The organism is Streptomyces sp. NPDC088387, assembly GCF_044753385.1.
Lineage (GTDB): Bacteria > Actinomycetota > Actinomycetes > Streptomycetales > Streptomycetaceae > Streptomyces.
The window spans coordinates 38,281-60,426 of the sequence record NZ_JBIVNC010000019.1; the positions used below are offsets into that span (position 1 = coordinate 38,281).

The window sequence follows — 22,146 nt, forward strand, 5'->3', positions numbered from 1 at the left end:
GTCAGCTCGCGGTGTCGGAGGCCAGGACCGCCGGGCGGCGGGACGCGATGACCTTCCTGGCCAGGGACCTGGGGCTGGTCAGGAAGCCCCAGCCCCACGACATGTGCATGGTGGCGAGGGCGACGGGGATCTGGAGGCGCGCCTTCAGCGGCAGCCCGCGGCCCGCCGGGACCGAGCCCGCGATGATCGCCGCGAGATAGCCGGCCGGGACGACCAGCGCCCGCGGGGTCACGGCCAGGCCCACCACGATGCCCGCCGCGATCGCGCAGACGGCGGTCGGCGGGGCGAGGTAGCGCAGGTTGATCGAGCCGGCGTGGTAGCGGGCGACGACGTGGCGCCAACGGCCGTAGTCCTTGTACTGCTTGGCGAGGGCGCGCACGCTCGGCCGGGGGCGGTACGACACCTTCAGCTCGGGCGAGAACCAGATGAGGCCGCCCGCCTCGCGGATCCGGAAGTTCAGCTCCCAGTCCTGGGCGCGGATGAACTCCACGTTGTAGCCGCCCTGTTGCTCCAGCGCCTCGCGGCGGAAGACACCCAGGTACACGGTCTCGGCGGACGCGGCCGCGCCGCCCGTGTGGAAGGCGGCGTTGCCGACGCCGATCTTCGAGGTCATCGCGGCGGCGACCGCGTGCTCCCAGTCGGTCTCGCCCTCGGCGTGCATGATGCCGCCGACGTTCTGCGCGCCGGTCTCCGCGAGCAGCCGTACGGCCGTGGCGATGTAGTTCGGCGAGAGCATGCCGTGGCCGTCGACGCGGACGACGACCGGATGGCGGGACGCCTTGATCGCGGCGTTCAGCGCGGCCGGTGTCCGGCCCGTCGGGTTCGGGACGGTGTGCACGCGGGAGTCTTCGCGTACGAGCTCGGCCGCGATCTCGTCCGTACGGTCCGTGGAGGGACCGAGGGCGATCACGACCTCCATCTCGCCGGCGTACTCCTGCGCGAGGATCGCGTGGACGGCTCCGCGCAGATGCCGTTCCTCGTTGAGGACGGGCATGATCACGGATACGGCGGGGAGCGGCATCTGGGAGTTGGCGTTCATCGGTGCTCACGTTACCGCGAACGGGGGACACGCTTGCGCGCCGCCGGGTGCGCTGCACCGGGCCACAGATCGTATGGGCCTACCGTTCACACGGATCCCGCGCATGGCCAGGCCCCTCTCCCGACCGGGCCGGCCGCACCAGGCTCCGCCGGAGGTGTCCCCCATGTCCAGCACGCCGCCTCGGCCCCCCGCCGGGCCGCAGCGCCGCCCGCAGCGCCGTCCCCGGCCGACGAGGGCTCCCGTACCGCCCAAACGGCCCCGTTGGGCCATGCGGGCGGTCACCACCCTGTCGGTCGTGGTGCTCGCGTCCGCCGGTATCGGGCACACGGTGATGACCGGCCTCGACTCGGACATCGCCCGCGTCGACCCCTTCAAGGACATGAAGAACCGCCCGCACGCCGGGCACGGCATGAACGTGCTCCTGGTCGGCACCGACGGACGGGACAGGATCTCGCAGGCCGAGCGGCGCAAGTACCGGCTCGGCGGCGCGCCCTGCCACTGCACCGACACGATCATGATCGTGCACATCTCGGAGGACCGGGAGCGGGCGAGTGTGGTGAGCCTGCCCCGCGACTCCTACGCCGAGCTGCCCGCGCACACCGACGAGACGACCGGCGAGCAGCACCGGGCCCACCCGATCAAGCTGAACGCCGCCTACGCGGAGGGCGGGCCGCGGCTGACCGTGCGCACGGTCGAGCACATGACCCGGGTGAAGATCGACCACTATCTGGAGGTCGACTTCACCAGCTTCATGAAGACGGTCGACGTCCTCGGCGGGGTCGAGATCTGCACAACGACGCCCATGAAGGACACGTACACCGGGCTGAACCTGCCGGCCGGCAAGCACACGATGTCGGGCGGGCAGGCGTTGCAGTACGTCCGCGCGCGGCACGTCGACGGCGCGTCCGACCTGGGCCGGATGCAGCGCCAGCAGCGCTTCCTGGCCGCGCTGGTGGACCACGCGACCTCCTCCGGGGTGCTGCTGAACCCGATGAAGTTCCGGGACGTGACCCGGGCCGTGCTGGGGTCGGTGCGGGCGGACAAGGGGTTCGGCACGGACGAGCTGCTGGACCTCGGGCGTGCGATGCGGAACTTCTCCCCCTCCTCGTCGGAGTTCACGACCGTCCCGATCGGGCGGATGGGGTACGCGGTGAAGGGCATCGGCTCGACGCTGAAGTGGGACGCGGTGAAGTCCGAACGGCTCTTCAAGGCCCTGCGCGAGGACAAGCCGCTCGCCGAGCGGACGGGGGGCGCGCCGCGGCGGACGCCGGTCGTGCGGGTGCCGGTGGCGCCGGAGCAGATCCGGGTGCGGGTGGAGAACGGTACGGAGACCGCGGGGCTGGGGCGGCGGGTGGACACGGCGCTGGCGGCGGCGGGGTTCCGGACGACGAAGTCGCCCACGAACGCCGCCCGGACCGTCGCCCGGACCGTCGTGGCGTACGACCCCCGGTGGGACCGGTCGGCGAAGTCGCTCGCGGCGGCGTTTCCCGGCAGTGAGCTGCGGGCGGTCAAGGGGTTGGGGGCGGTGCTGAAGGTGACGGTGGGCGCGGACTTCAAGGCGGTCCGTCCGGTCCACGCGGAGGAAGCGCCCCGCACGCAGGGCTCCGACCGGGTGGAAATGCCGGTGGTACGCGGCGACGAGGTCGCCTGCGGCTAGCTGTACGGGGGAGCACGCAGCCCCTCCACCTGTACGACGGCGCACACCCCCCAGGGGCGCGGGGAACTGCGCGACCAGCCACCACGGCGCCGCACCGGCACAACAACCGTCACCCCCCCCCAGGGGCGCGGGGAACTGCGCGAACGGCCACGACGGCGCCGCACCCGACAACACCACCCGGCGTGGGGGCTGGACCGCGGGGCGTTGCGCAACCCGGCGCGACGGGGTGCCGCCGCGCCCACCCGTGCCGCCCCAGCGGCACAGCTGCCCGCGGCGGCGGTGGGTGAGCGGGAACGGCCTCCGCGGCACAGCTGCCCGCGGCTACGCGAGTACAGCGGGCCGCGGCTACGCGGATTCAGCCGGCCGCAGCCGGCGGTGGGTGGGCGCCGCCCCAGCGGCACAGTTGCCCGCGGCTACGCGGGTGCGAGTGCCCGCGGCTACGCGGGTGTGGGTGCTCGTGGCACGTGGGTGGGGGTTAGTCCTCTATGCCGGCTGCGGCTCGGGATTGGCGGAGGGCCAGGATGGCTCGGCGGCGGGCCAAGCGGTGGGTCCGGCGGATCTGGGCCTCCTGGTGACGCCGCCGATCCCGTTCCGTCTCCGGCAGGACAGGCGGCACCGGCCGCGGCTTCCCGTCCGCGTCCACCGCCGCGAAGACCAGATACGCCGACCCGACCTGCGTCGCGGGAGTCGACTCGTTCCAGCGCTCGGCGAGGACCCTGACCCCTACCTCCATCGAGGTACGCCCGGTCCAGTTGACCTGCGCCTTGACGTGCACGAGGTCACCGACCCGGACCGGCTCCAGGAACGCCATCTCGTCCATGGACGCGGTCACGGCGGGCCCGCCACTGTGCCGCCCGGCCACCGCCCCCGCGGCATCGTCGACCAGCTTCATGATCACGCCACCGTGTACCGTACCCAGCAGGTTCGTGTCGTTGTGGCTCATGATGTGGCTGAGCGTGGTCCGGGACGCGGACGTCGGCTTGCCGGGTATGTCCGACTCCGTGGCGGAGGCCTGGTCTGTCATGCCGTCCACCCTATGCCGTGAAACGAACCCAGGACTTTGTGTTGGATTCGCAACAGCCGTGCCCTGATTTTCCGTCGAACCTTGTAAGGCACCTGGTCGGGACCTGCACACTGGGGCGCATGAATGACTGGCCCCAGGGATGGTCCGACGACAACCGCGACAGCCGGTACGGGCGCGGCAGCGCGAGCCCACAGCCGGAGAGCGCACGTGTGATGCGCCAGGTGCGTCGCGGGCCGTCCGGAGCCGGCGGGCACCGGCCCGCACCGCCGCAGCAGTACGGCGGCGGAGTCCCCCAGCAGCCGTCGTACGTGGACGGCCAGGGACACGGCGACAGCTACGACAGTGGCTACAACACCGGCCAGGTCTACGGCGGGGGCGGCCACGGTGGCCGCGGCGACGGCACGCGCGAGCCGCGCCCCGCGCCGAACTGGCGCCGCCGTATCAAATGGACGGCGATCACCGTCGTCACCGTGGTCGTGGTCACGACCGTGGGCACCTACTTCTGGGCCGACTCCAAGCTCAACCGCGAGGTCGACCTGTCCAAGGTGATCGACCGCCCGGAGGCGGGCGAGGGCACCAACTACCTGATCGTCGGTTCCGACAGCCGTGAGGGCATGACGGCCGAGGAGAAGAAGGACCTGCACACCGGCTCCGCCGAGGGCAAGCGCACGGACTCGATGATGATCCTGCACACCGGCGACAACGGCTCGACGCTGGTCTCGCTGCCGCGTGACTCCAACGTGGAGATCCCGTCGTTCGTCGGCTCCGAGTCCGGCAAGCGCTACGAGGGCACCGGCCGCCAGGTGAAGCTGAACGCCGCCTACGCCGAGGACGGGCCCGAACTGCTCGTCCGTACCGTCGAGTTCAACACCGGCCTGCACATCGACCACTACGTCGAGATCGGCTTCGCCGGCTTCGCGAACATCGTGGACGCGGTGGGCGGCGTCGAGATGGACATCCCGCAGGACATCAAGGACACCAAGTCCGGCGCGGACTTCAAGAAGGGCAAGCAGACCCTCGACGGCGAGCAGGCCCTCGCGTTCGTCCGCACCCGGTACGCGCTGGCGGGCTCCGACCTGGACCGTACGAAGAACCAGCAGAAGTTCCTCTCCGCGCTCGCCAACCAGGTGGCCACGCCGGGCACGGTGCTCAACCCGTTCAAGCTGTACCCGACGATGAGCGCCGGCCTCGACACCCTGATCGTGGACAAGGACATGGGCCTGTTCGACCTGGCCGACATGTTCTGGGCGATGAAGGGCGTCAGCGGCGGCGACGGCACGTCGATGAACATCCCGCTCGCCGGCAACTCGGCCAACGGCAACCTCCAGTGGGACACCGCGAAGGTCAAGGAACTGGTCAACGAGCTGAAGAACGACCAGAAGGTCACGGTCACCGACAAGTGACCGGCACCCGGGGCGCGCGCCCCTTCGACGCGGTGCTCTGCGACGTCGACAACGTGATCCGCTTCTACGACGCTTCCGAGGTGACCCGGCTGGAGCGGGCCGCCGGGCTGGCCGAGGGCACCACGATGAAGGTGGCGTTCGCACCGGAGGCCGATCTGCCGCTGATGCTGGGCCGGATCGACATGCGGGACTGGGTGTCGGTGGTCGTGGCCGGCTTCGACGGAAGCGTTCCCGAACCGCTGGCGTACAAGCTGGCGCAGGCGCTCGCCGATGCCCCGTTCCACGCCGATCCGACGGTGGTGTCCCTGCTGCGCCGGGTCCGGGACGTGGTGCCGCTGGTGCTGGTCACCAACGCCGCGGTCACGCTGGAGGCGGACCTGGAGACGCTGGGCCTGACCGGTCTCGCCCACCATGTGGTGAGCAGCGCACGCGTCCGGCTGGTCAAGCCGGATCCGCGGATCTACCGGATCGCCGCCGACCGGGCGGGCGTACCGCCGCAGCGGTGTCTGTTCGTGGACGACAGTCCGGAGAACGTGTCGGCCGCGGCCGGACTCGGTATGCGGACCGCCCACTTCACCGAACCGGCCGACCTGGCACGGGCCCTGGCCCCGCTGCTCTGAGCGGCGCCGGACCCGGCCGGCCGGAGAAGGGCGCAGCGGCTACGGCAGGTTCCGCGCCATCACGATGCGCTGGACCTGGTTGGTGCCCTCGTAGATCTGGGTGATCTTGGCGTCGCGCATCATGCGCTCGACCGGGTAGTCGCGGGTGTAGCCGTAGCCGCCGAGGAGCTGGACGGCGTCCGTGGTGACCTCCATCGCCACGTCCGAGGCGAAGCACTTGGCCGCCGCGCCCTGGAAGGTCAGGTCGGCGTCGCCGCGCTGCGACTTGGCCGCCGCCGCGTACGTCAGCTGACGGGCCGCCTCGATCTTCATGGCCATGTCGGCGAGCATGAACTGGATGCCCTGGAAGTCGGCGATCGGCTTGCCGAACTGCTTGCGCTCCCTGACATAGCCCTTGGCGTAGTCGAGGGCGCCCTGGGCGATGCCGAGGGCCTGGGCCGCGATGGTGATGCGGGTGTGGTCCAGGGTCTTCATCGCCGTGGCGAAGCCGGTGCCCTCGGCGCCGATCATGCGGTCCGCGGGGATGCGAACGTTGTCGAGATAGACCTCGCGGGTCGGGGAGCCCTTGATGCCGAGCTTCTTCTCCGGGGCGCCGAAGGAGACGCCGTCGTCGGACTTCTCGACCACGAAGGCGCTGATGCCCTTGGAGCGCTTCTCGGGGTCGGTCACCGCCATCACCGTGTAGTACTCGCTGACGCCCGCGTTGGTGATCCAGCGCTTCACACCGTTCAGGACGTAGTGGTCGCCGTCGCGGACCGCCTTCGTCTTCATGCCGGCCGCGTCCGAGCCGGCGTCGGGCTCGGAGAGGCAGTACGAGAACATCGCGTCGCCCTTGGCCAGCGGGCCGAGGTAGCGCTTCTTCAGGTCCTCGGAGCCGGAGAGGATCACGGGCAGCGAACCCAGCTTGTTGACCGCCGGGATCAGCGAGGAGGACGCGCAGGCCCGCGCCACCTCCTCGATCACGATCACCGTGGCCAGGGCGTCCGCGCCCGCCCCGCCGTACTCCTCGGGCACGTGCACCGCGTGCAGGTCGTTGGCCGTCAGTGCGTCCAGCGCCTCCTGCGGGAAGCGCGCCTCCTCGTCCACCACGGCAGCGAACGGCGCGATCTTCGCCTCGGCCAGGGAACGGACGGCGTCCCGGAGCATGTCGTGCTCCTCGGACGGGCGGTACAGGTCGAAATCAGCCGATCCGGCCAAGGTCTCTCACGCTCCAAAGACGGTGTGACGCTAACTACTGTTAAGTAACCCAAATTTTAGGGGCCGTCCCACGCCAGGGGTACGTGAGCTTGGCGACAGGTGGAAATCTCCCCGTTGAGGAGCGGTCCAAGCCCCCGACTATGCTCAGGCACCGCATCCACCGACGCACCTCCGTATTTCCCTGGAGTCCGCATGGCCCTCAAGATCACTGTGATCGGCACCGGCTACCTCGGCGCCACCCACGCCGCGGCCATGGCGGAGCTGGGATTCGAGGTGCTCGGCCTCGACGTCGTGCCCGAGAAGATCGAGATGCTGCGCCGCGGCGAGGTCCCGATGTACGAGCCCGGCCTGGAGGATCTGCTGCGCAAGCACGTCGCCGGGCTCGAGGGATCGAGCGGGCGGCTGCGCTTCACCACCGACTGGGCCGAGGTCGCCGCGTTCGGCGACGTGCACTTCGTCTGTGTGAACACCCCGCAGAAGCACGGCGACTACGCCTGCGACATGAGCTACGTCGACGCCGCGTTCGCCTCCCTCGCCCCGCACCTGAGCGGGCCCGCGCTGGTCGTCGGCAAGTCGACCGTGCCCGTGGGTTCCGCCGAGCGGCTCGCGGACTACCTCGCGAAGCACGCGCCGGCCGGCGCCGACGCCGAGCTGGCCTGGAACCCTGAGTTCCTGCGCGAGGGCTTCGCCGTCAAGGACACCCTGCACCCGGACCGGATCGTGGTGGGGGTGCGCGGCGAGCGCGCCGAGAAGCTGCTGCGGGAGGTGTACGCGACGCCGGTGGGCGAGGGCACCCCGTTCGTGGTGACCGATTTTCCGACCGCCGAGCTGGTGAAGACCTCCGCGAACTCCTTCCTCGCCACGAAGATCTCCTTCATCAACGCGATGGCCGAGGTCTGCGAGGCCGCGGGCGGCGACGTCCTGAAGCTGGCCGAGGCCATCGGCCACGACGACCGGATCGGCAAGAAGTTCCTGCGGGCCGGCATCGGCTTCGGCGGCGGCTGTCTGCCGAAGGACATCCGGGCGTTCATGGCCCGCGCCGGTGAGCTGGGCGCCGACCAGGCGCTGACGTTCCTGCGCGAGATCGACTCGATCAACATGCGGCGCCGCGGCGAGATGGTCGAGATGACCCGCAAGGCGCTCGGCGGCGGCTCGTTCCTCGGCAAGCGGGTCGCCGTGCTCGGCGCCGCCTTCAAGCCGGACTCCGACGACGTACGGGACTCGCCCGCGCTGAACGTCGCCGGGCAGATCCACCTCCAGGGCGGCCAGGTCACGGTGTACGACCCGAAGGGCATGGCCAACGCGAAGCGGCTGTTCCCGACGCTGGGCTACGCCGACACCGCCGTGGAGGCCGTGCGGGGCGCCCATGTCGTGCTGCATCTCACCGAGTGGCAGGAGTTCCGCGAGCTGGACCCGGCGGCGCTCGGCGCGGTCGCGACCTCGCGGGTCCTGCTGGACGGCCGTAACGCGCTCGACCCCGAGGTGTGGCGGCGCGCGGGATGGACGTACCGGGCGATGGGGCGGCCGACCGCCTGAAACGCCTGTGCGAAGAACGCCGGTTCGGCCGAGGCTCAGTCGGCCGAACCGGCGTCTTTCCGCATTCTGCCCCACCGACGGTTCGGCCGGGCGGCGAACTCCCTGTCGATCACGTCTCCTTCGCGCGGTAGCGGCGCATCTTGGCCCGCGCCCCGCACACCTCCATCCGGCACCAGCGGCCGCGCCCGGCGGGGCTGCGGTCGTAGTACGCCCAGTGGCAGGTGGCCATCTCGCAGGCCTTGAGCCGGGTCCAGGTGCCGGCCGTGACACCCTGCGCGACGGCCGCCGCGATCCGGGACAGCAGCGGTCCGTCGTCGACGGGCACGAGGGCGGCGGAGCCGTCCCGTCCGTCCACGGCCACCCGCAGCGGGGCGTGGGCCAGCAGTTCGCCCAGCGGGGTCACCGGCTCGTGCGGGGTGTGCCCGGCGTGCGCGAGACAGACGGCCCGCAGGGACTCGCGCAGTTCCCGGACGCCGGTGAGGTCGCCGGCGGTGACACCGAAGGGCGCGCGGCCCTCGGCGGTGTCGAGAGCGTCCCGGCCGGACTCCAGGTCCAGCGTGTTGACCAGCGCCTCGATCAGGGCGAGGGCGCCGGGCGCGGACCGTCGCCCGCTCATGCCCGTCTCTCGTTCATGGTTGCGAGGTTACCTGTAGTGCGGGAGGATGCGGTAACGGACGTTACCAGTGGATGATTTCTGTCGGTAACGCCGAGAACCCCGCGCCGGCTCGTACTAGGAGGAAGTCATGGCACTCGCCGAGATCGACGTCGTCGTCCTGGACTGTCCCGACCCGGGGGCGCTCGCCGGGTTCTACGCCGAGGTGCTGGGCGGGAGCGTCGAGGTGGAGGACGACTGGGCCGACGTGAGGGTGGACGGCACGCGCGTGCTGGCCTTCCAGGCCGCACCCGGCCATGTGGCGCCGCGGTGGCCGGCCGGCGACTCCTCACAGCAGTTCCACGTGGACTTCCGGGTCGCGGACCTGGACGCGGCCGAGGCGGGTGTCCTCGCGCTCGGCGCGAAGCCGCTGGACACCACGGACCGCTCGCGCGGCTGGCGTGTGTTCGCGGACCCGGCGGGGCACCCGTTCTGCCTGTGCAAGTACTGACCGGCCCCGCAACCCGCAGTCCGCAGTCCGCAGTCCGCAGTCCGACAGGGAGACCCGACATGGCACCGGTGGCACGTCTGCGCAACATCGTCCTGGACTGCCCGGACCCGGCGGCCCTCGCGGCCTTCTACGCCGCGGTCGCGGGCGGCACGCCCGAGCACCACGACGACGAGTGGGTCACCCTGGGCGTGCCGGACGGGCCGCGGCTCGGTTTCCAGCGGTCGGAGGGCTACACCCCGCCGGAGTGGCCGCGCGCCGACCGCAACGGGCAGCAGTTCCACCTCGACTTCGACGCGGGCCCCACCTGGGCGGACGTCGACGTGGCGCAGCAGAAGGTGCTGGCGCTCGGGGCGCTGCCGCTGGACCTGGACGACCAGGGCGGCAAGAAGGACTTCCGGGTCTTCGCCGACCCGGCGGGGCACCCGTTCTGCCTGTGCATGATCGAGCGCCCCTGAACCACGCCGGTCCGGTCAGCCGTCCAGTTCCGCGATCCGGGCCGCCGACTGCTCGCGGCGCTCCTGGGCGGCCCGCGCGGTGAAGTCGGCGACGCGCAGCACCCGCTGTACGTTGCCCCAGGTCAGCAGCGCGAGATCGGTCTCGCTCCAGCCGCGCCTGAGCAGCTCGGCGATGAGATGCGGGTAGCAGGAGGCGTCGGCCAGCTCCTGCGGGTGGGCGGTACCGGCGTCGTAGGTGCCGGACAGGCCGACGCACTCGGGGCCCGCGACCTCGCGCACATGGTCGAGATGGTCGGCGACGTCCCGTACGGTCGGGCCGGTCTGCTCGGCGGTCAGCGGCACCATGCACAGGCCCTTCGCGGCGCCCAGCTCGGCGAGCAGGCCGTCGGGGAGGTTGGCCGGGTGGGGGCGCAGCGCGCGGGCCGCGGAGCGGGTGCACAGGACGGGCGCCTTGGACGCGGCGATGACCCGGTGGGCGGTCTGCCCGGAGGCGCCGGACAGGTCGGCGAGGACACCGAGCCGGTTCATCTCCCGCACCACCTCCTCGCCGAACCGGGTCAGTCCCGCCTCGCTGGCCCACGAGGTGCCGGTCAGGGTCAGCACACGCAGGCCGAGGGTGTGCAGGACACGCAGGATGCCGAGCGAGTCGTCGAGGGCGGCGGCGGTCGCCGGGCCGAGCAGCACGGCGGCCCGGCCGCAGTTGCGGGCGTCGATGACCTGTCCGGCGGTGCGGGCGAGCCGCAGCCCGTCGGGGTGGGCGGCGATGACGGTACGGACGAGGTCGAGCTGTTCGAGGGTTGCGGCGACGGCCCGGTCGGCGGCGAGCCCCTCGGGCAGGTGCAGTGAGCAGAACAGGGCGCCGACATGGCCCTCGCGCAGCCGCGGCACATCGGTGTCGACGGCGCTCTCGCCGAGCTGGAGGTCGTACCAGGGCAGGTGCCGCAGCGCCCACGGCAGTCCGCTGTAGCCGTCGGCGACGGGGTGCGCGGCGAGCAGGGCGCGGGCCCGGTCCAGCGGGGCGGCGTCCGTGTCGCAGACGGGCGCGTAGGCCTCGGGCGGGAGCGGCTCGGTCAGCGGCGGCAGCGCGTCGAGCCCGCCGACCTCGGGGGTGGTGTGCAGGTCGTCCTGGAGATCTGCCATGGCCGGCTCCGTACGTCCGAGGTGATCGCGTTACGGATCACCGTCGCACGGGGCGCCGGGGGGCTTCCTGGTGGATGGGGCGTTCGGGCGTACGACGCCGGAGGACGGCCTCGTACGCCCGGACCGTGCGCCGAGCCTGTGTCAGCCGTCCAGGGACCCGATCGTGGCGTTGGACGGGCCGCGCGTCGCCTGGAGATCTCGGGCCACGTCCTCGGCGGCGCCCAGGACCCGTACCGCGTTCTGCCAGGTCAGCTTGGTGAGGTCGGTGGTGGACCAGCCGCGGTCGAGGAGCTCCGCGATCAGGTTCGGGTAGCCGGAGACGTCGTTCAGGCCGTCGGGGGTGAAGGCCGTGCCGTCGTAGTCGCCGCCGATGCCGAGGTGGTCGATGCCGGCGACCTCGCGCATGTGGTCCAGGTGGTCGGCGACGGTGGCCGTGGTGGCGACCGGGCGCGGGGTGTGCTCCTCGAAGGCGTGGTGGACCTTCATCGCCTCGGCGGTGGTGTCGAGCGGGTGGAAGCCGTGGGCCCGCATGTTGTCGTCGGCGGCGGCCGTCCAGTCGACGGCGGCCTGGAGGACGAACTTCGGTACGAACGTCACCATGGCGACGCCGCCGTTGGCGGGCAGCCGCTCCAGCACGTCGTCGGGGATGTTGCGCGGGTGGTCGCAGACGGCCCGGGACGAGGAGTGCGAGAAGATCACCGGCGCGGCGGTGGCGTCCAGCGCGTCGCGCATGGTCGTCGCGGCCACGTGGGACAGGTCGACGAGCATGCCGGAACGGTTCATCTCCCGGACCACCTCGCGGCCGAACGGGGAGAGGCCGCCGACGCCGGGCTCGTCCGTCGCGGAGTCCGCCCAGTCCACGTTGTCGTTGTGGGTGAGCGTCATGTACCGCACGCCGAGTGTGTACAACGCGCGCAGGGTGGCGAGGGAGTTGGCGATGGAGTGGCCGCCCTCGGCGCCCATCAGGGAGGCGATACGGCCCTCGGCGCGGGCCGCCTCCATGTCCGCCGCGGTGCGCGCCGGCGCCAGGTCCTGCGGGTAGCGGGCCAGCAACTGCCGTACGCAGTCGATCTGTTCCAGCGTCGCCGGGACCGGGTCCGGGAGGTCCGCGCGGACGTACACCGACCAGTACTGGGCGCCGACGCCGCCCGCGCGCAGCCGCGGGATGTCGGTGTGCAGATGGGCGGCCTGGTCGGTGGCGATGTCCCGGGCGGCGAGGTCGTAGCGGACCTGGTCGCGCAGGGCCCACGGCAGGTCGTTGTGGCCGTCGACGACGGGGAACTCGCGCAGCAGCGCGCGGGCGGTCTCCAGTGCGCTCATGCCGGTCACTTCCCCGTGCCGAAGCCGAAGTCGGCGCTCGCCGCGCCCTCGACCTTGGCGCGCAGCCGCTTGCCCTTCTCGGTGGCCTGGTCGTTCAGGTCCTGCTGGAACTCCCGCATCCGCTGGAGGAGTTCGTCGTCGTGCGCGGCGAGCATCCGGGCCGCGAGCAGTCCGGCGTTGCGCGCGCCGGCGACGGAGACGGTGGCGACCGGGACGCCGGCCGGCATCTGCACGATGGAGAGCAGGGAGTCCATGCCGTCGAGGTACTTCAGTGGCACCGGGACGCCGATGACCGGCAGCGGGGTGACGGAGGCCAGCATGCCCGGGAGGTGGGCTGCTCCCCCGGCGCCCGCGATGATCGCCTTCAGTCCGCGCCCGGCGGCCTGCTCGCCGTACGTGATCATCTCGCGCGGCATCCGGTGCGCGGAGACGACGTCGACCTCGTACGCGATCTCGAACTCGTCGAGGGCCTTGGCGGCGGCCTCCATGACGGGCCAGTCGGAGTCCGACCCCATGACAATGCCTACGACCGGGCTCATTCCGTGATCGTCCCTCTCAGATAGGCGGCCGCGTGACGGGCGCGCTCCAGCACGTCGTCGAGGTCGTCGCCATAGGTGTTGACGTGGCCCACCTTGCGGCCGGGTTTCACGTCCTTGCCATACATGTGGATCTTCAGCCGGGGGTCGCGGGCCATGCAGTGCAGGTACGCGGAGTACATGTCGGGGTAGTCGCCGCCGAGGACGTTGACCATCACCGTCCACTTCGCGCGCGGGCGGGGGTCGCCGAGCGGCAGGTCGAGGACGGCCCGCACGTGGTTGGCGAACTGGGAGGTGATCGCGCCGTCCTGGGTCCAGTGCCCGGAGTTGTGCGGGCGCATCGCGAGCTCGTTGACGAGGACGCGGCCGTCGCGGGTCTCGAACAGCTCGACGGCGAGGTGACCGACCACGTCGAGTTCCTTGGCGATGCGCAGGGCCATCTCCTCGGCCGCCAGCGCACGGTGCTCGGGCAGGTCGGGGGCGGGCGCGATCACGGTGTCGCAGACGCCGTCGACCTGCCGGGACTCGACGACCGGGTAGGCCACGGCCTGGCCGTGCGGGGACCGTACGACGTTGGCGGCCAGCTCGCGGACGAAGTCGACCTTCTCCTCGGCGAGCACGGGCACACCCGCCCTGAACGGGGCCGCGGCCTCCTCGGCGGAGTCGACGACCCAGACGCCCTTGCCGTCGTAGCCGCCGCGGACGGTCTTGAGGACGACCGGGAAGCCGTCGCCCTCGGCCCCGTCGGGCAGGCCCTCGGCGGCGAACGCGGCGACGTCGGCCGGGTCGGTCACGATCCGGTGCCGTGGACAGGGCACGCCGATCGCGGTCAGCCTGGCGCGCATCACCCCCTTGTCCTGGGCGTGCACCAGCGCGGCGGGGCCGGGGCGGACGGGGATGCCGTCCGCCTCCAGGGCCCGCAGATGCTCGGTGGGGACGTGCTCGTGATCAAAGGTGATCACGTCACAGCCCCGCGCGAAGGCACGCAGAGTCGCCAGGTCGCGGTAGTCGCCGAGGACGACATCGCTCACGACCTGGGCCGCGGAATCCTGAGGGGTGTCACTGAGGAGCTTGAATTTGATGCCGAGCGGGATGCCTGCCTCGTGTGTCATACGCGCGAGCTGGCCCCCGCCGACCATGCCGACTACCGGGAACGTCACGCTCCCAGGGTATCGGCCGCGCGACCGCGCCCGGATGACCCCGTCTCCCGGCCCCGCTCCACTCTCCGGCCGATGACCGTTTCACCATCATTTGCGGCTGTCCAAGCGCCTCTTACCCAACCCTTTACACCGCCTTGACCTGCATGTCCGCCCCCGGCCCCGATCCGCCCCTTCCGCGCCGGATTTCTTCCCGCTTTCTTTACCTCCCGTGTCCGAACTGTGAACCCGACCGCGGGCGATCACGGAAGGGGGGTGGTTAGCATGACGGAGTTGACGAAATCCGACGGACGGGGCCTTCACGACCATGGGACGTGGTTCTTCGGGGCTCCATGCGGCGCCCCCCAGCGCGCTCCGGCTGCGCATCGAGCGCATCACACGCGAGGTCGCCAAGTTCGGAGCGGTCGGTGGGGCGGGGCTGCTCGTCAATCTTCTCGTCTTCAACCTGGTGCGGAGCGTCACCGACCTCCAGGTCGTGCGGGCCAGTGTGATAGCCACCGTCGTGGCGATCGCCTTCAACTACATCGGCTTCCGCTACTTCACCTACCGCGACCGTGACAAGAACGGCCGCACCCGCGAGATGATGCTGTTCCTGCTGTTCAGCGCCGTCGGCCTGGTCATCGAGAACGGTGTGCTCTTCCTCGCGACCTACGGCTTCGGCTGGGACAGCCCGGTGCAGAGCAACGTCTTCAAGTTCGTCGGCATCGGCATCGCCACGCTGTTCCGCTTCTGGTCGTACCGCAGCTGGGTCTTCAAGGCCATGCCCGCCCCCGACCAGCCGACGGACGAGGCCCCCGTCGCCGCGGCCCAGCCGGGCACCGAGGCCCACCTCGAAGAGCCCCAGCCACGCGGCCGGCCGGTACGCCAGCGCCAACGCCAACGCCAACGCGCCCGAGTCTGAGCCCCCCACCCCCTCCCCCGAGCCCCTCCCTCTCGCCCGGGCCCGGCGTCTTTCGGCCATCCCGACGGCCCCGCCGTCCTGGCGTCCCGCCATCACCCCGGCCATTCCGGGCCACCCCGGCGGGTCCGGTTGGCCCGTCCCCGTCAGCGGACGGTGTTGGCTCCGCTGCCTGATGTCTTCTTGACCGGGGTGCGGGACAGGAAGAGGGCGAAGACGGGGGGCTGGGCCTGGAGCATCTCCAGGCGCCCGCCGTCGGCCTCCGCGAGGTCGCGGGCCACGGCGAGTCCGATACCCGTGGAGTTACGGCCGCTGATGGCCCGCTCGAAGATCCGGGCACCCAGATCGGCGGGGACGCCGGGGCCCTCGTCGGTGATCTCGATGACGGCCTGGGTGCCGGTGACCCGGGTGCGCAGCGCGACCGTGCCGCCACCGTGCATCAGGGAGTTCTCGATCAGCGCGGCCAGCACCTGGGCGACCGCGCCCGGTGTGCCGACCGCCTGGAGATGCCGCTTGCCGGAGCTGACGACGGCCCGGCCGGCCTGCCGGTAGGCGGGGCGCCACTCGGCGAGCTGCTGCTGGATGACCTCGTCGAGGTCGAAGGCGACGGCCGAACCGGTGCGCGGGTCACGGGAGTTGGTCAGCAGCCGCTCCACCACGTCGGTGAGCCGCTCCACCTGCCCGAGCGCGATGGTCGCCTCCTCCTTCACCGTGTCCGGGTCGTCGGTGAGGGTGATCTCCTCCAGCCGCATGGACAGCGCGGTGAGCGGCGTACGCAGCTGGTGGGAGGCGTCGGCGGCGAGCCGGCGCTCCGCGGTGAGCATCCGCCCGATGCGCTCGGCGGAGGAGTCCAGGACGTCGGCGACCCGGTCCAGCTCGGGGACGCCGTACCGCTTGTGGCGGGGGCGCGGATCGCCGGACCCGAGGCGCTCGGCGGTCTCGGCGAGGTCGGTGAGCGGTGAGGCGAGCCGGTTCGCCTGCCGGACGGCGAGCAGCACCGCGGCGATCACCGCGAGCAGCGCGACCAGGCCGATGATCAGCAGCGTACGGCCGACCTCCTCGGTCACCGAGGAGCGCGACTCCTGGAAGAGGACGGTCTCGCCCTCCTCGCCGCGGGCGGTGTCCTCGATGACCTGCCCGGTGGGCTTGTCACCGATCTCGATGGGCGCCCGGCCCGGCATCCGGATCACCGCGTACTGGTTGGGACCCACCTGGTCCCGCAGCACGGCCGCGGAGATCTGCTCCTCGCCGAGGATCCGGCTGTCGACGATGCTGGCGAGCCGCAGCGCCTCGGACGTCACCCGCTCCTCGGCGCTGTTGCTGATCGTCCGGGTCTCGACGATGACGAGCGAGACCCCGAACACGGCGATCACCACGAGCACCACGGCGAGGGTGGACTGGATCAATCGACGGCGCATGACTTCTCACCTGTGCTGTAGCGCCCTGTGAGGGGCGCGGGGCTGTATCAATATGCGGCTCCGCCGCGCGGGCGCGATCAGCCACGAACGGCCCGCACCTTGCCACACAACCTCTTCCGCCCCGCCCCACCCCGCTCCGACACGAGCCGGCGAGGCACAGCGCAGCGCTCAGCTCTTCTCGAACCGGAAACCCACACCCCGCACGGTGGCGATGTACCGGGGATTCGCGGCGTCGTCGCCGAGCTTCTTCCGCAGCCACGAGATGTGCATGTCCAGCGTCTTGGTCGAGGACCACCACGTGGTGTCCCAGACCTCCCGCATCAGCTGGTCACGCGTGACCACCCGCCCCGCGTCCCGTACCAGCACCCGCAGCAGGTCGAACTCCTTCGCCGTGAGCTGGAGCTCCTCCTCGCCCATCCAGGCGCGGTGCGACTCGACGTCGATCCGCACCCCGTGGGTGGCCGGCGGCTGCTGGGGCTCGGCCGCGCCGCGCCGCAGCAGGGCACGCACCCGGGCGAGCAGTTCGGCGAGCCGGAACGGCTTGGTGACGTAGTCGTCGGCGCCGGCGTCGAGCCCGACGACCGTGTCCACCTCGTCCGCACGTGCGGTCAGGATGAGGATCGGCACGGTGTGGCCCTCGGCACGCAGCCTGCGCGCCACCTCCAGGCCGTCCATGCCGGGCAGTCCGAGGTCCAGCACGACCAGATCCACGCCGCCCTGCATTCCCGCGTCGAGTGCGGTCGGTCCGTCCTCACGCACCTCGACCTCGTACCCCTCGCGGCGCAGTGCGCGGGCCAGGGGCTCCGAGATGGAGGAATCGTCCTCGGCGAGCAGTACACGGGTCATGTGGTGATGGTAGTCCCGACGAGGTCAACACCGAGGTGAGATCGCCTGGACGGATTCTTACCCGGCCACATGGGGGACATTTCGGCGCCCGCGGGCCCGGGCGGTCCGTGGCCGGACGAGCCTGTGATCCCGGTCTCAAGACCTTCCATTTGCTGCCGCACACTGTCGTATGGTGATTGGACGCCTGAAGCACCACCCGGGACCTTTGGCTGCCATTCGACGCTGAAGGTCTCTTTTGTGTGCCCCCCACCGGGCGCGCTCCGCTCCACCGCGCGTCCCGACCAGCAAGGAACGACCATGGCGTCCAGCCTGACGAAGGACTCGGCCCGCCCGGGCACCCCCGGCTCCGAGCAGACCTTCTTCGGCCACCCCCGCGGACTGGCCACTCTCTTCATGACCGAGATGTGGGAGCGATTCTCCTACTACGGCATGAGGGCACTGCTCCCCCTCTACCTGGTCGCCCCCGCCGGGCTCGGCCTGGACGCCGGTACGGCGATCGCCATCTACTCCGTCTACGTCTCGACGGTGTACCTGCTGGCCATGCCCGGCGGCTGGTTCGGCGACCGCGTCTGGGGTCCGCGCCGGACGGTCGCGATCGCGGGCTCGGTCATCATGGCCGGCCACCTGGTCCTGGCCCTGCCGACGGCGGGCACCTTCTACTTCGGTCTGCTGCTGGTGGCCATCGGCTCCGGCCTGCTGAAGTCCAACATCTCGACCATGGTCGGGCACCTCTACGACGGCCCGAACGACCCGCGCCGCGACGGCGGCTTCACGGTCTTCTACATGGGCATCAACCTGGGTGCCTTCGCCGCGCCGCTGATCATCGGCACGGTCGGGCAGAAGGTGAACTGGCACCTCGGCTTCGCGCTCGCCGCGCTCGGCATGGCGCTGGGCCTGGTCCAGTTCCTGCTCGGCAGCCGCCACCTGGCCGACCGCTCCAGCGTCGTCCCGAAGCCGCTCAGCACGGAGGAGCGCAACTCCACACTGCGCAAGTCCATGATCTGGCTGCTGATCGCGGTGGTCTTCTACGCCGTCGTCGTGGGCACCGGCACCTACACCCTGAACTGGGTGATGGTCCCGCTGATGATCATCGGTCTGGTCGTCCCGGTCGGCGTCCTGGCGCGGATCAAGCGCGACAAGGAGCTGACCGGCGCCGAGCAGTCCCGGGTCTCCGGCTACATCTGGTTCTTCGTCGCCGCGGCCGTCTTCTGGATGATCTACGACCAGGGCGGCTCGACCCTGTCGATCTTCGCCGACGACCATGTGGACAACCACGTCTTCGGCTGGGAGTTCCCTGTCTCCTGGTTCCAGTCGGTCAACCCGGTCCTGGTGATGGCGCTGGCCCCGGTCTTCGCCACCATCTGGCTGGCGCTGGCCCGCAGCAGCAAGGAGCCGACGACGATCGCCAAGTTCTCGGGCGGTCTGGTCCTGGTCGGCATCTCGTTCTTCGTCTTCCTGCTGCCGCTGGTGGCGGCCGACGGCGGCGCGGTCTCGCCGTGGTGGATCGTGCTGATCTACTTCTGCCAGACGACCGGTGAGCTGATGCTCTCCCCGGTGGGCCTGTCGGTGACCACGAAGATGGCCCCGGCGAAGTACGCCTCGCAGATGATGGGCGTCTGGTTCCTCGCGGTGACGGCCGGTGACGCGGTCACGGGCCTGCTCTCCACGTACGGCGTGGACCTGAACAAGACCGGTGTCGTCGCCGCGGAGGCCGCGCTGGCCGTCCTCGCGGGCGTCGCGGTGTTCATGTACCGCAGCAGGGTGAAGCAGCTGATGGGCGACGTGCGCTGACGCGGGTTCGTTGCCGACGAGTGGGAAGGGCCGCCTGTTCTCAGGGCGGCCCTTTCCGCGTCACGGGTGTCTCAACACGGTGTCAGAGAGCTGATCTTGTCGTTGATCCAGTCCGGAACGGTGGCCCACTTCTGCCAGGGGCCGACCGTGAACTTCAGTCCGCCGTAGCCGGGGTGCTCGTAGAAGCAGATGTTGGACCCCGAGTTGTTCACGATCGAGGAGACGCTGTCGTGGTCGCTCGGGAGGGTCCCCCCGGCCGGGAGGTAGTTCCACCGGATGAGCGTGCCGCCGTAGTTGGCGTCCGTGAAGAGGCACAGCTGATAGCCGTTGCAGTCCGAGGCCGCCGCACTGGCCGGGGCGGCGGCGCCGAGGCCGGCCGAGGTGGCGAGGGTGGCGGCACCGAGGAACAGCGCGGCCCGGCGCTTGGCCGTGGCAGAGAAGGTCGTCATGCGCATGACCCTAGGCAGGCGCCGGCCTCCCGGGCCCGGGAGCGCTGCCACCCTTCCCGTACGGCGTCCGACTCCGCCTGATCGTGCAGAGTTCAACGGACGCCGCCGGGTGACCTCATCGCATCCCGCGCCGTGGCATGAACGTGAAGACCGCGCCGCCCAGCAGCACCGCCGTGCCCGCCACCAGGCCGAGGGCCTTCAGGGCGCCGTTCTCGGAGGAGCCCGTCTCGGCGAGGCCGCCGCCGGACGACGACGTACCGCCCGACACCGCCGTGCCGCCGCCGGCCGTGCCACCGCCGGAGGTCGACGCGCCGCCCTCCTGTTCCGTGGTGTCGAGGGTCAGCGAGACCAGGGACCGCTCCGGTGTGCAGGTCGTTGTGGTGCCCAAGGCCTCGATCGTGAGCACACCCGGGGCCAGGGTGGCCCTGCCGGTCGCGCCCGGCCGGTACGTGCCCTTGAGGTCCGGGATCTCGATCGGGTCGCCGGCCGCGATGGGCGCGGAGTTGGTCGGGCCCTCCACCGCGACCGTGCCCTCGTCGTCGCCGCCGATCACCACCTGCATCTTCGGCTTCACGGAGTCCGCCGGGATCGGCGCCGGGCTGTCCATGACCGACTTCTTGAACTGCACGGTGAGGTCGTAACTCCCGCCGTTCTTCGTGGCGTTGATCTGCACCGGCGAGGTCGCGTTCCGGTCGCCGATGGGGGTCTTGCACGCATAGGGGACCTGGACCTCCTCGCCGGTGAGGTCGGTCGGGCCGCCGCCGGTCGCGGAGACGGTGGGTGTGGGGGACGCCGTGTCCGTCGGGTCGTCCGTCGGGGTCACGGTCGGAGTAGGTGTGGGGGTGGGCGTGGGTGTTTCCGTACCGCCGCCGCCCTCGGTGACCTTGATCGTCGCCGCCGGCCGCACCGGCTCCTTCGGCGCGCACTTGGTGTCCGTCGAGATCGGCTTGCTGACGTTGATGGCGTACGCGTCCGGCGTCAGCGTCACCTCGCCCACCGCCGTCAGCTTCAGCTTCCCCTTCATCTCGGACAGCTTCATGTCGCCGCCCTTGGGGATGGGCGGGTTCGTGCGCGGCCCGTCCATCGCGATGTCGGCGCTCTGCGCCCCGGCCGCCTTGAGCGTGCCGGTCGGCTTCACCGTGTCCTGCTCCAGATCGAGGATGTCCGGGTTCTTGGAGGCGGCCTGCACAAACGTCCAGACGATCTCGACCTCGTCCCCGACCTTCGCCTCCGCGGGCGCGCTGATCGCCGCCTTCGTGGTGCCCTGGACCGGCGGCAGCCCGGAGATCGCGGGCGGGATGCATTCGGTCGCATACGAGGCTTCGGCGGCCTGCGCGGGCCCGCCCGCCACGCCGAGCAGGGCGGCGGCTCCGCCGAGCGTCAGCGCGAGGCCGACGGCGCCGGCTCTTCGTACACCGCCGGGACCGGCGGCCGGGGTGACTCTCCTTCGCGTACTCACGGGGGTCCCTTCCTGATCGGAGTCGCAGGACGATGGGGGTCCCCCCGCTCGAGCGAAGCCGAGTGCGGGGGAGGGTGGTCGTCGTGCGGTGCGGAGAGCCCGCCGGCCGTGCCCGGAGCGGAGTCCGGGGTGAACCACGGCAGCGTGGACGAGGGTGGGGTGGAGCGGGGTGGACGCTGACGGGGTGTCAGGGTGGGCCTGCGGAGGGTGAGTTCGGGCAGCCGGAGGGACGCGCGGTGGCGGGGGCCGCCGGGCCGGCGCGGGCGGAGCCGGTCCACGACCGCCATCCCGGCGCGGAACACGGCCGCCGGGACGACGACGCAGACCAGGATCCAGAACAGCGTCACGCCCCACGGCCGGCCCACGCCCCATGGCTGCTCGGCGAGGATCCTCCCGCTGTACTTGAGCGAGACGGTGTAGTCGCCGTGCGCGCCCGCGGTGAGCTCCACCGGCAGTTCGACACGGGCCTTCTCGCCGGGCTCGACCGTGCCGCGCCACTGACGTTCCTCCCACTGGGGCGCGAACACGCCGTGGGAGGTGCCGACCTGGAAGACCGGGTCCTTCACCGGCTCGGTGCCGACGTTGCCGACGGTGAAGACCAGGGTGCGCGTGGGAGGCGCCCCGAACCAGGTGAGCAGTCCGCCGGAACCGTCGAGCCGGGTGTCGGTCAGCACGGAGAGGCGGCCGCCGGCCGGCTCCGCGGGCAGCGGCTCCACGGCGTGCCCGGCGACCTGGAACACCGCGTCGGCCTGCGCCTTCGCGCCGGTCACCGTGGCCACGTGCACCACACACGGGCACGGCACCGGCGGCTCGGCCACCGGCAGTTCCCGCCGGAACCGGCCCTCGGCGTCGGTGGTGACCGCCCGTCCGTCGGCGTTGGCACAGGAGTTGGTGCCGCCGACCACACCCCGGGACGGCACGGACTGTCCGCAGACCAGGATCATCAGCAGGGTGCGCGCCCGCCAGCCCTCCCCGGTGACGGTGACCGAACCACCCGTCCCCGCCTGCGCCCTGGACAGCTTCACCGTCGGCTCGTCGGCGGCGAACGCGGCCGGCGGCACGACCAGCAGCAGCGCGAGCGCCGCGCCCAGCAGCATC

At 71.4% G+C, this 22,146-nt stretch carries 21 protein-coding genes; 8 read left to right on the forward strand and 13 right to left on the reverse strand.

Annotated features, from left to right (window positions below):
• Nucleotide 1 precedes the first annotated feature (1 nt).
• The gene (locus ACIQAC_RS35885) at nt 2-1,039 is read right to left on the reverse strand and encodes a glycosyltransferase family 2 protein (RefSeq protein ID WP_402198823.1); all 1,038 of its coding nucleotides are present in this window, start codon (nt 1,037-1,039) and stop codon (nt 2-4) included.
• A gap of 163 nt (nt 1,040-1,202) precedes the next feature.
• Here ACIQAC_RS35885 and ACIQAC_RS35890 point away from each other — a divergent pair, with 163 nt between their 5' ends.
• Nucleotides 1,203-2,696, forward strand: coding sequence for an LCP family protein (locus tag ACIQAC_RS35890; protein WP_402198826.1), 1,494 nt, complete (start codon nt 1,203-1,205; stop codon nt 2,694-2,696).
• Nucleotides 2,697-3,171: 475 nt separating this feature from the next.
• Here the strand turns inward: ACIQAC_RS35890 and ACIQAC_RS35895 are convergent, their stop codons facing one another.
• A complete protein-coding gene (locus ACIQAC_RS35895; protein WP_402198829.1) occupies nt 3,172-3,720 on the reverse strand; it encodes an acyl-CoA thioesterase in 549 nt (182 codons plus the stop codon).
• Between the two features lie 119 nt (nt 3,721-3,839).
• Here ACIQAC_RS35895 and ACIQAC_RS35900 point away from each other — a divergent pair, with 119 nt between their 5' ends.
• Together ACIQAC_RS35900 and ACIQAC_RS35905 are read left to right on the forward strand one after the other, a co-directional pair.
• Nucleotides 3,840-5,123: an LCP family protein gene (locus tag ACIQAC_RS35900; protein WP_402198832.1), complete on the forward strand. Its 1,284-nt coding sequence runs from the start codon at nt 3,840-3,842 to the stop codon at nt 5,121-5,123.
• Complete coding sequence (locus ACIQAC_RS35905) at nt 5,120-5,743, forward strand: HAD family hydrolase (RefSeq protein ID WP_402198834.1); 624 nt, start codon at nt 5,120-5,122, stop codon at nt 5,741-5,743. The genes ACIQAC_RS35900 and ACIQAC_RS35905 overlap by 4 nt, the downstream gene beginning before the upstream one ends.
• Nucleotides 5,744-5,782: 39 nt before the next feature.
• Here ACIQAC_RS35905 and ACIQAC_RS35910 read toward each other — a convergent pair whose 3' ends face one another.
• Nucleotides 5,783-6,940 carry an acyl-CoA dehydrogenase gene (locus tag ACIQAC_RS35910; RefSeq protein WP_402198836.1) on the reverse strand — a complete coding sequence of 386 codons (1,158 nt, stop codon included), beginning with the start codon at nt 6,938-6,940 and terminating at the stop codon, nt 5,783-5,785.
• A gap of 192 nt (nt 6,941-7,132) precedes the next feature.
• On the opposite strand from ACIQAC_RS35910, the gene ACIQAC_RS35915 reads away from it, so the two are divergent.
• Nucleotides 7,133-8,476 carry a UDP-glucose dehydrogenase family protein gene (locus ACIQAC_RS35915; protein ID WP_402198838.1) on the forward strand — a complete coding sequence of 448 codons (1,344 nt, stop codon included), beginning with the start codon at nt 7,133-7,135 and terminating at the stop codon, nt 8,474-8,476.
• A 109-nt stretch (nt 8,477-8,585) separates the two neighbouring features.
• Here the strand turns inward: ACIQAC_RS35915 and ACIQAC_RS35920 are convergent, their stop codons facing one another.
• On the reverse strand, nt 8,586-9,092 hold the full coding sequence (locus tag ACIQAC_RS35920; protein WP_402198840.1) for a CGNR zinc finger domain-containing protein: 507 nt from the start codon (nt 9,090-9,092) through the stop codon (nt 8,586-8,588).
• Nucleotides 9,093-9,219: 127 nt separating this feature from the next.
• Between ACIQAC_RS35920 and ACIQAC_RS35925 the strand changes: the two genes are divergently transcribed.
• Both ACIQAC_RS35925 and ACIQAC_RS35930 read left to right on the forward strand, forming a co-directional pair.
• Nucleotides 9,220-9,579: a VOC family protein gene (locus tag ACIQAC_RS35925; RefSeq protein ID WP_402198843.1), complete on the forward strand. Its 360-nt coding sequence runs from the start codon at nt 9,220-9,222 to the stop codon at nt 9,577-9,579.
• Between the two features lie 59 nt (nt 9,580-9,638).
• Nucleotides 9,639-10,034, forward strand: coding sequence for a VOC family protein (locus ACIQAC_RS35930; protein WP_402198846.1), 396 nt, complete (start codon nt 9,639-9,641; stop codon nt 10,032-10,034).
• A gap of 15 nt (nt 10,035-10,049) precedes the next feature.
• Here the strand turns inward: ACIQAC_RS35930 and ACIQAC_RS35935 are convergent, their stop codons facing one another.
• The 4 genes from ACIQAC_RS35935 to ACIQAC_RS35950 form a co-directional block, all read right to left on the reverse strand.
• Nucleotides 10,050-11,174, reverse strand: a complete 1,125-nt coding sequence (locus ACIQAC_RS35935; RefSeq protein ID WP_402198847.1) for a dipeptidase — start codon at nt 11,172-11,174, stop codon at nt 10,050-10,052.
• Nucleotides 11,175-11,315: 141 nt separating this feature from the next.
• Nucleotides 11,316-12,494, reverse strand: a complete 1,179-nt coding sequence (locus ACIQAC_RS35940) for a dipeptidase (protein WP_402198850.1) — start codon at nt 12,492-12,494, stop codon at nt 11,316-11,318.
• 5 nt (nt 12,495-12,499) lie between these two features.
• Nucleotides 12,500-13,033 (reverse strand): 5-(carboxyamino)imidazole ribonucleotide mutase, encoded by a 534-nt coding sequence (purE, locus tag ACIQAC_RS35945; RefSeq protein ID WP_402198852.1) that lies wholly within the window; start codon nt 13,031-13,033, stop codon nt 12,500-12,502.
• Complete coding sequence (locus ACIQAC_RS35950) at nt 13,030-14,190, reverse strand: 5-(carboxyamino)imidazole ribonucleotide synthase (protein ID WP_402198854.1); 1,161 nt, start codon at nt 14,188-14,190, stop codon at nt 13,030-13,032. Before ACIQAC_RS35950 ends, purE begins: the two co-directional genes overlap by 4 nt.
• A gap of 304 nt (nt 14,191-14,494) precedes the next feature.
• On the opposite strand from ACIQAC_RS35950, the gene ACIQAC_RS35955 reads away from it, so the two are divergent.
• A complete protein-coding gene (locus tag ACIQAC_RS35955; RefSeq protein WP_402198855.1) occupies nt 14,495-15,088 on the forward strand; it encodes a GtrA family protein in 594 nt (197 codons plus the stop codon).
• Nucleotides 15,089-15,231: 143 nt separating this feature from the next.
• Here ACIQAC_RS35955 and ACIQAC_RS35960 read toward each other — a convergent pair whose 3' ends face one another.
• Entirely contained in the window at nt 15,232-16,503 is a 1,272-nt protein-coding gene (locus ACIQAC_RS35960) for an ATP-binding protein (RefSeq protein ID WP_402198857.1), read from the reverse strand.
• A 168-nt stretch (nt 16,504-16,671) separates the two neighbouring features.
• Entirely contained in the window at nt 16,672-17,349 is a 678-nt protein-coding gene (locus tag ACIQAC_RS35965; RefSeq protein WP_355739402.1) for a response regulator transcription factor, read from the reverse strand.
• A gap of 297 nt (nt 17,350-17,646) precedes the next feature.
• Between ACIQAC_RS35965 and ACIQAC_RS35970 the strand changes: the two genes are divergently transcribed.
• A complete protein-coding gene (locus ACIQAC_RS35970; RefSeq protein ID WP_402198859.1) occupies nt 17,647-19,140 on the forward strand; it encodes a peptide MFS transporter in 1,494 nt (497 codons plus the stop codon).
• 71 nt (nt 19,141-19,211) lie between these two features.
• Here ACIQAC_RS35970 and ACIQAC_RS35975 read toward each other — a convergent pair whose 3' ends face one another.
• From ACIQAC_RS35975 to ACIQAC_RS35985, 3 genes are all read right to left on the reverse strand, one after another.
• The gene (locus tag ACIQAC_RS35975; RefSeq protein WP_402198861.1) at nt 19,212-19,589 is read right to left on the reverse strand and encodes a peptidase inhibitor family I36 protein; all 378 of its coding nucleotides are present in this window, start codon (nt 19,587-19,589) and stop codon (nt 19,212-19,214) included.
• Nucleotides 19,590-19,704: 115 nt separating this feature from the next.
• On the reverse strand, nt 19,705-21,048 hold the full coding sequence (locus ACIQAC_RS35980) for a hypothetical protein (RefSeq protein ID WP_402198863.1): 1,344 nt from the start codon (nt 21,046-21,048) through the stop codon (nt 19,705-19,707).
• Nucleotides 21,045-22,145 carry a hypothetical protein gene (locus ACIQAC_RS35985; protein WP_402199065.1) on the reverse strand — a complete coding sequence of 367 codons (1,101 nt, stop codon included), beginning with the start codon at nt 22,143-22,145 and terminating at the stop codon, nt 21,045-21,047. Before ACIQAC_RS35985 ends, ACIQAC_RS35980 begins: the two co-directional genes overlap by 4 nt.
• Nucleotide 22,146 lies beyond the last annotated feature (1 nt).

What these genes read in the sequence shown, in the direction of transcription:
- purE (WP_402198852.1), bottom strand. Translation starts at nt 13,033, where the DNA reads ATGAGCCCGGTCGTAGGCATTGTCATGGGGTCGGACTCCGACTGGCCC.
- ACIQAC_RS35900 (WP_402198832.1), top strand. Translation starts at nt 3,840, where the DNA reads ATGAATGACTGGCCCCAGGGATGGTCCGACGACAACCGCGACAGCCGG.
- ACIQAC_RS35965 (WP_355739402.1), bottom strand. Translation starts at nt 17,349, where the DNA reads ATGACCCGTGTACTGCTCGCCGAGGACGATTCCTCCATCTCGGAGCCC.
- ACIQAC_RS35960 (WP_402198857.1), bottom strand. Translation starts at nt 16,503, where the DNA reads ATGCGCCGTCGATTGATCCAGTCCACCCTCGCCGTGGTGCTCGTGGTG.
- ACIQAC_RS35935 (WP_402198847.1), bottom strand. Translation starts at nt 11,174, where the DNA reads ATGGCAGATCTCCAGGACGACCTGCACACCACCCCCGAGGTCGGCGGG.
- ACIQAC_RS35940 (WP_402198850.1), bottom strand. Translation starts at nt 12,494, where the DNA reads ATGAGCGCACTGGAGACCGCCCGCGCGCTGCTGCGCGAGTTCCCCGTC.
- ACIQAC_RS35985 (WP_402199065.1), bottom strand. Translation starts at nt 22,145, where the DNA reads ATGCTGCTGGGCGCGGCGCTCGCGCTGCTGCTGGTCGTGCCGCCGGCC.
- ACIQAC_RS35920 (WP_402198840.1), bottom strand. Translation starts at nt 9,092, where the DNA reads ATGAGCGGGCGACGGTCCGCGCCCGGCGCCCTCGCCCTGATCGAGGCG.
- ACIQAC_RS35915 (WP_402198838.1), top strand. Translation starts at nt 7,133, where the DNA reads ATGGCCCTCAAGATCACTGTGATCGGCACCGGCTACCTCGGCGCCACC.
- ACIQAC_RS35885 (WP_402198823.1), bottom strand. Translation starts at nt 1,039, where the DNA reads ATGAACGCCAACTCCCAGATGCCGCTCCCCGCCGTATCCGTGATCATG.
- ACIQAC_RS35890 (WP_402198826.1), top strand. Translation starts at nt 1,203, where the DNA reads ATGTCCAGCACGCCGCCTCGGCCCCCCGCCGGGCCGCAGCGCCGCCCG.
- ACIQAC_RS35970 (WP_402198859.1), top strand. Translation starts at nt 17,647, where the DNA reads ATGGCGTCCAGCCTGACGAAGGACTCGGCCCGCCCGGGCACCCCCGGC.
- ACIQAC_RS35975 (WP_402198861.1), bottom strand. Translation starts at nt 19,589, where the DNA reads ATGACGACCTTCTCTGCCACGGCCAAGCGCCGGGCCGCGCTGTTCCTC.
- ACIQAC_RS35925 (WP_402198843.1), top strand. Translation starts at nt 9,220, where the DNA reads ATGGCACTCGCCGAGATCGACGTCGTCGTCCTGGACTGTCCCGACCCG.
- ACIQAC_RS35930 (WP_402198846.1), top strand. Translation starts at nt 9,639, where the DNA reads ATGGCACCGGTGGCACGTCTGCGCAACATCGTCCTGGACTGCCCGGAC.
- ACIQAC_RS35895 (WP_402198829.1), bottom strand. Translation starts at nt 3,720, where the DNA reads ATGACAGACCAGGCCTCCGCCACGGAGTCGGACATACCCGGCAAGCCG.
- ACIQAC_RS35955 (WP_402198855.1), top strand. Translation starts at nt 14,495, where the DNA reads ATGGGACGTGGTTCTTCGGGGCTCCATGCGGCGCCCCCCAGCGCGCTC.